We start from the raw sequence: 1,138 nt of genomic DNA, 5'->3' as shown, positions 1-1,138 counted from the left end.
TGATGCCGCGGACGATGGCATCGACGACTTCGGAGGAGAGTCGTCCGTCGGCGGCGTGACGGGCGAGGGTGGGCAGCGTCGGGAGAGCGTCGACGCTTCGCATGGCGCGTAGAGCCGCGGCGGGTGCGTAGCCCATCTCGATCAATACCTTCTTGGTGGTCCCACAGGCCTTTTGTGCGACTCCGAGTTCATCGAGTTCTGCTGCATGCGTGAGGATCTGGTGGTCAACGATGTTGCGGATCAGCCGGAGGGTGTCGAGCGCGTCGAAAGTCGCTCTGCCCGTGGGATCGTCGGTGGGCGTGGTGGTCTCGATGAGCTGGTCGAGCAGGGTGGCGAGCACTGGCATGACTCCACTGTACGGGAACATGTGTGGCTCTTCTGACGTCGAAGTGGGTTCCTTTTCGCGAGCCTAACGCACGCAACGCCCAGTCTCGCTTAGGTTTTGATTTGCGAAGAACAAGACCAAAGGAGTGGGCGTTGCGCACTGTCAGAGTACTGCAGAAGTTGCTCGGAATCGAGCGTGCCCGTGTTGTGGGTGTCAGGTTCGATGAGGATGACCGCGGGCAGATGGTGGTCGTGTCGCTGGAACTGCACAAGAACGCACGATCACGGTGCCCGCAGTGTAAGAAGCGGTGCCCTGGTTACGATCAGCCACCGGCACCGCGACGGTGGCGACATCTCGACATGGGCGGTTGGCGGTGCTTCCTCGAGTTGCCCGCCAAGCGTGTGCAGTGTCCTCGCCATGATGTGAAGACTGAGTTGGTTCCGTGGGCACGTCCGGAAGCGAAGATGACCAGGGCGTTCGACGACACCGTCGCATGGCTGTGCGCGCACGCCCCGATGACCGCGGTCAGTGCCTATCTGCGGGTCTCCTGGCGGACGGTATCTCGTATCGTCGAGCGCGTGGTCGACGACCATGTCGGACTCACTAAACGCTTGAACGGGTTGCGGCGCATCGGCATCGATGAAATCGCCTACCGCAAGGGCCGCCGCTACCTGGTGGTGGTCGTCAACCACGACACAGGCCAACTGGTCTGGGCTGGTGAAGGCGCCAAGAAGGAGACCATCGAGCGGTTCTTCGATGAACTAGGCGATGTGCGTGCACGCAAGATCACCCACATCAGTGCTGATGGGGCCG

Annotated in this window: 2 protein-coding genes and 1 pseudogene; 2 read left to right on the top strand and 1 reads right to left on the bottom strand. The window is 61.8% G+C overall.

What is annotated here, in order from left to right:
• Positions 1-340, bottom strand: a 340-nt coding sequence (locus tag ACW4YW_RS15625; RefSeq protein ID WP_457138406.1) for a hypothetical protein, incomplete at its 3' end; no start/stop codon positions are given.
• A gap of 227 nt (positions 341-567) precedes the next feature.
• Between ACW4YW_RS15625 and ACW4YW_RS15620 the strand changes: the two are divergent.
• Positions 568-732: pseudogene (locus ACW4YW_RS15620) on the top strand (transposase family protein); the annotation flags it as partial.
• Positions 733-789: 57 nt separating this feature from the next.
• Positions 790-1,138 (top strand): ISL3 family transposase (locus ACW4YW_RS15615; RefSeq protein ID WP_457138407.1); only part of this gene is annotated, 349 nt, incomplete at its 3' end.

This window comes from Methylobacillus pratensis (assembly GCF_054072455.1).
This window is presented reverse-complemented; position numbering and strand designations above follow the sequence as displayed.